The organism is Streptomyces sp. KR55, from assembly GCF_052245645.1.
Taxonomy (GTDB): domain Bacteria; phylum Actinomycetota; class Actinomycetes; order Streptomycetales; family Streptomycetaceae; genus Streptomyces; species Streptomyces flavusporus.
Genome location: NZ_JBQQCE010000618.1, coordinates 1 through 4,563 on the forward strand (window position 1 = coordinate 1; position 4,563 = coordinate 4,563).

Annotated in this window: 5 protein-coding genes and 1 pseudogene; 2 read left to right on the top strand and 4 right to left on the bottom strand. The window is 68.7% G+C overall.

Annotation, left to right across the window (positions count from 1 at the left end; genetic code table 11):
• Both ACTWQJ_RS46755 and ACTWQJ_RS46760 read left to right on the top strand, forming a co-directional pair.
• Nucleotides 1–338, top strand: a 338-nt coding sequence (locus tag ACTWQJ_RS46755; RefSeq protein ID WP_443312466.1) for an HNH endonuclease family protein, incomplete at its 5' end; no start/stop codon positions are given.
• A gap of 252 nt (nucleotides 339–590) precedes the next feature.
• Nucleotides 591–1,262, top strand: a complete 672-nt coding sequence (locus ACTWQJ_RS46760) for a M15 family metallopeptidase (RefSeq protein ID WP_443312467.1) — start codon at nucleotides 591–593, stop codon at nucleotides 1,260–1,262.
• A gap of 234 nt (nucleotides 1,263–1,496) precedes the next feature.
• Here the strand turns inward: ACTWQJ_RS46760 and ACTWQJ_RS46765 are convergent, their stop codons facing one another.
• The 4 genes and pseudogenes from ACTWQJ_RS46765 to ACTWQJ_RS46780 form a co-directional block, all read right to left on the bottom strand.
• On the bottom strand, nucleotides 1,497–1,646 hold the full coding sequence (locus ACTWQJ_RS46765) for a hypothetical protein (protein ID WP_443312468.1): 150 nt from the start codon (nucleotides 1,644–1,646) through the stop codon (nucleotides 1,497–1,499).
• 239 nt (nucleotides 1,647–1,885) lie between these two features.
• Nucleotides 1,886–2,290, bottom strand: coding sequence for a hypothetical protein (locus ACTWQJ_RS46770; RefSeq protein ID WP_443312469.1), 405 nt, complete (start codon nucleotides 2,288–2,290; stop codon nucleotides 1,886–1,888).
• A 48-nt stretch (nucleotides 2,291–2,338) separates the two neighbouring features.
• Complete coding sequence (locus ACTWQJ_RS46775) at nucleotides 2,339–3,856, bottom strand: helix-turn-helix domain-containing protein (RefSeq protein ID WP_443312470.1); 1,518 nt, start codon at nucleotides 3,854–3,856, stop codon at nucleotides 2,339–2,341.
• Nucleotides 3,857–3,922: 66 nt separating this feature from the next.
• A pseudogene (locus tag ACTWQJ_RS46780) lies at nucleotides 3,923–4,563 on the bottom strand (hypothetical protein); the annotation flags it as partial.

Sequence of the window (4,563 nt, forward strand, 5' to 3'; positions counted from 1 at the left end):
ATCTTTGTCAGTGGCACATCGACCACCTGGTCCCGCTGGCCGAGGCGTGGGATTCAGGCGCCTCCGGCTGGACCAGCACGCGCCGTGAGCGGTACGCCAACGACCTCGGCGAAGAGCGGGCGCTGGTGGCGGTGACCGCGCGGTCCAACCGGCAGAAGGCCGACCAGGACGTGGCCGAGTGGCTGCCCAACGACGCCGTGGTCTGCCGTTACGTGGCCGACTGGACGGCGATCAAACTCCGTTGGGCGCTGGCCATCGACCCCATCGAGCAGCAGAAGTTGACCGACCTCGCCGCCGGCTGCCCCAACGCCCCGGTCACCTTCACCCCCGCCGACTGACCGGTACCCGCCGCCGGCACCCTGCTGCCAGCCGCAGGGTGCCGGCGGCGGAACAGCCCGGGGAAGCGTCCGCATGCGGCCGCGAGTTCCCGACTGTCAGCCTCAACGACTGCCGCGCTCTCGACCTCAGCCATGACAGCAGCCTAATGATCATGAAGGGACCGCCCGAGGCGAACGTTCAAAACACCCAACAACGGCACCAGATGATCCGAAGCTGGCCAACAAGACTGAGACCCACGAGATGATCACGTCATGACTGAGATCATCTTGATGTCCGACCCGAAGGTCGCAGCCGTGCCGGTCCAGGAGTGCGGTGAACGGCTTGTGGATGTCCGCCGAGACAGCCCCCTGCTGGTCGACGAGCGGAAATGGCAGGACTCCGCTGGCGCCTTCGCCCACCTACGGGAAGGCGTGCTCGATCGACTCCTCAAAGCCCAGGAGCAGTTGCCGCAAGGGATAAAGCTGCTGTTCGTCGAGGGGTATCGCCCTCCGTCCCTTCAACGTCACTACTTCGACAAATACGCAGCCCAACTACGGGCTGATCATCCGGAATGGTCCGCTGAGCACGTCCGCTCGGCAGCCAGCCGCTACGTGTCCCCGCCCGAGATCGCACCGCATAGCGCCGGCGCAGCCGTTGACCTGACACTGGCAGATGCCGACGGCCGTGAACTCGACATGGGCACCCGTATGAATGCGACTCCCGAGGAAAGCATGGGCGCCTGTTACATGCATGCCGACAACATCAGCGGCGAGGCTCGCTCTCGTCGGGACATCCTGAGCACAGCGCTCACCGCTGTCGGCCTGGTCAACTACCCCACAGAGTGGTGGCACTGGTCATACGGAGATCGCTACTGGGCCTTGATGACAGGAACGGAAGCCGCCCACTACGGGCCCAAGGAACTCGGCTGGCCGCAGGCCTCATAGCGGCGCCGACCCAGGAGCCTCTGCAGGGGCGTCGACCGGGGGACGCACGGGCGGCGCCCGAGGAAATGACACGTTCCGTTTAGATCCGGTGCCGATGGCCAGGGCTCCTGTGCAGAACAGCGAGGCGGCGATGGCCTTGTTCGTCGGCGATCAGCAGGCCCGGGAGGAGCGCGGGTGAACGTCAGGGGTACGGGTGGCGCGCGAGGGTGACGCCAGCACGGCGGGCCCGGCGGGCTACAGCAGTCCTCCCAGCGGCAGGATGCGTTCGGTGAGCTGTCCGCGCAGTCTTCCTCCGGCGGTGTCGGCTTCGGCGAGCCAGTCGGCGGCGACCAGGAGTCCGGCCCCGGTAGGTGCATGTCCTGCGGAGTTCGCGCTCGTGGTCATGGCCACTCCAGTCCGCTCGGAATGAATGACGGGAACGAACGAGGGGACGGGAATGTCGCGCGAGGGTCTTGGGAAGTCAAGGGCCACTACTCGGCTGGAATGGCCTTGACCTCAACCAACCTTGAAGCCATCACTCGGGTGGTGCCAGAACACCGAGGTGATCGACTCGGCGTGAGTACGTCACGCTCCCCCGACCTGGGCGGACTTCCTCGCCCAGGTCGGGAAGTGACCGCAAGGGGTCAGGCGACGCCGCAGGTCCAGTAGCCCCACAGACCCCACTCGCCGGAGCTGTACTCGCCCTGACCCGCCTGGATGCAGATGCCCGTGCCCTCGGCGTAGCTCTTGTTCACGTCCACCGTGCTGCCGGCCTTGTTCGGGTTCCAGATGGTGAAGTCGTAACCGCCGTTCGACTGGTACGGCGCCACGTCCACCTTCATCACCGCGGACATGTCGTCGGCGCACAGGTCGGTGAGGTAGAAGTGCTCGCCGTAGTCGTCGAACGTGCCCTTAGAGCTGTAGTCGCACTCGGTCCTGCTGCTCTGGCCCCATGAGCTGACGCTCGTGCCGGCCGAAGCCGGCGAACCGGCCATCGCGACCATCGCCGCCGCGGCGACCATGATCCCCCCGATGCGGAACTTGTTCATCAAACCCCCAGGTTGGGAACTCACGGGCCGTTCGGCCCTGGGAGCAAGCTAGGCGGCGGCGTCACATTTGGACCACGGTGCACGTTGGCCACTTTCGTCACCGAAGTGTGCACGGTGTCCAGTGGCCACGATCGCGTGGATGACGTCGTGGATGCCCGAGCCTGTCGTCAACAGGTCCCGGTTGAGGAGGCGTTCGGCCGTTCGGAGGCGGGCCCGTATGGTGTTGCGGCTCAGCGCGAGGGCCTCGGCCGTCCGCTGGGCGTCGGTGTTGTGGTCGATCCACGCCCGCACGGTGGCTTCGAGATCGCGGTGCCGTACGTCCCGCAGGGGCTGGAGGAAGGCCTCCGCCCAGGCGGTGGCGGGGGCGATGCGGAGGAGTTCGGCGAGGGTCGGCGGGACCTGCCGAGGTCCGGCCGCGGGGTCGGGGGGAAGGTCGGTGAGAGTCAGGGCCAGGTCCAGTTCGGCGCGGGCGCGGACGTCGCCGAGGTCGAGGCCCAGGGCTCTTTCCGCCCGGCCGCAGTGCGCGGCGACGGTGGTGCGGCTGACGTGCAGCATGCGGGCGACGGCGGTCCTGGGGAAGGTCACGGCGAGGCGGGTGATGTCCCGGGTGAGTTTCGGTTCGGCGTGCAGCGGTGCGACGTAGGCGCGGGCCCAGGCGGTGGCCGCCGGGCGGGGCAGCACGTCGACGAGGAGGGGCCGGCCCCGGTAAGCCGCCAGCCGGTCCGGGGAGTTGCGGGCGACGGCCAGGGCGTGCAGGGCCTCGCCGTAGGCTGCCGCGAGGGCGGTGAGCGGGTGGGATCTGCTGACGCCGAGCGCGTATCCGGGATTCTCGCGGACCAGTCGTCGTAGGACTTGTCCGTGTTCCAGCCGGTCGTCCGGGTCGGCGTCCTCGGCGATCGGGCAGATCAGGTGCTCCTTGAACGCCGGGCAGTGCACCATCAGGCCGCGGCCGTGGTAGCCGGAGGCGTCCTGGAAGGTTGTGGCCAGCCGGTCGCGATCGGACGGAGGGCAGTGCAGCAGGTGGACCCGTACGCGTTCGGCACCCAGCAGCGGCGGTACGTCCCAGCTGGTCATCCGCCGGGCCAGCGTGACGTCCCCGGTCATCAGCGCGGTCAGCACCGCGAAGCGCAGGGCTCGCGCCTTCTCCTCGTAACCGCGGGCGCTGTCGTCGGCCCGGGACGCCTCGCCCAGCAGCCGGAGCAGCCCGCCGGCCTGCGACACCAGTGCCGCCGCCTCCCGCGACAGCGCCGCCGCACTGACCGCCACGAGCACGGAACGCGGCTCACTCCTGCCGAACGCTTCCAGGCGCACCTCCAGCTCGCCCACCCGTGTCGTGGCCGCGGCGAGCCTGCCGTCGGCCAGCCGCTCCACCTGCGCCTGAAGTGCCTCTACGACCTCACCCGGAAAACCCGGCGTCGCCGCGACGACCCCGTTCCCGAGGCCTCCGGCGCCGATCCAGGCGACCTCCGCCCCGGTCCACCGCCGCAGCCACTCCAGCGCCTCCCCCGGTTGCCCGCACCGCTGTACGACTCTCAGCAGCTCGTCGAGCCCCTGCCCACGCCCCATCGCCCCCACGACCGCCCCTGCTTTCCCCACTGTCTCTTACTCGTTCCAGCGCAGGAAAGCACATGTTCACCTCTCGCACAGCCCTTCGACCTCTTGCGCGAAGTCCCGCATGACCACCTCGCGCCGCAGTTTCATCGACGGGGTGAGGTGGCCGGCCTGTTCCGTGAAGTCCACAGGGAGGATGGTGAAGCGGCGGATGGACTCGGGGCGGGAGACGAGTTTGTTGGCCTCGTCCACGGCCCGTTGCAGTACGGCCCTCAACTCCTCGTCGTTGACGAGGAGTTCCGCCGGGACCGGTGCTTGCCGTTCATCTGGCGCCAGCGGTTGACGCCGTCCATGTCCAAGGTGATCAGGGCGGAGATGTAGGGGCGGCGGTCGCCCAGGACGAGGCGCTGGGAGATCAGGGGGTGGGAGCGGAGCCAGTTCTCCAGGAGGGCGGGGGCCATGTTCTTGCCGCCCGCCGTGATGATGATCTCCTTCTTGCGGCCAGTGATCGTCAGGTAGCCCCCGTCGTCCAGGCGGCCGATAGCGAAACCGCCGCTGACGGCCTTCGCCGTGGAAGAGCTGTGCCAGGAGCCGGCCCTTGGCCAGCTGCGTGAGGCGTTGTCGGTGCCGGCGGCCGACTTCCTGCCCGCCCGCGAGCGCAGCTTCCTTGACCAGCGGAAGGAAATGGCGGAGCGGTGGGCCCAGCTGCGCGACGGCGTGGA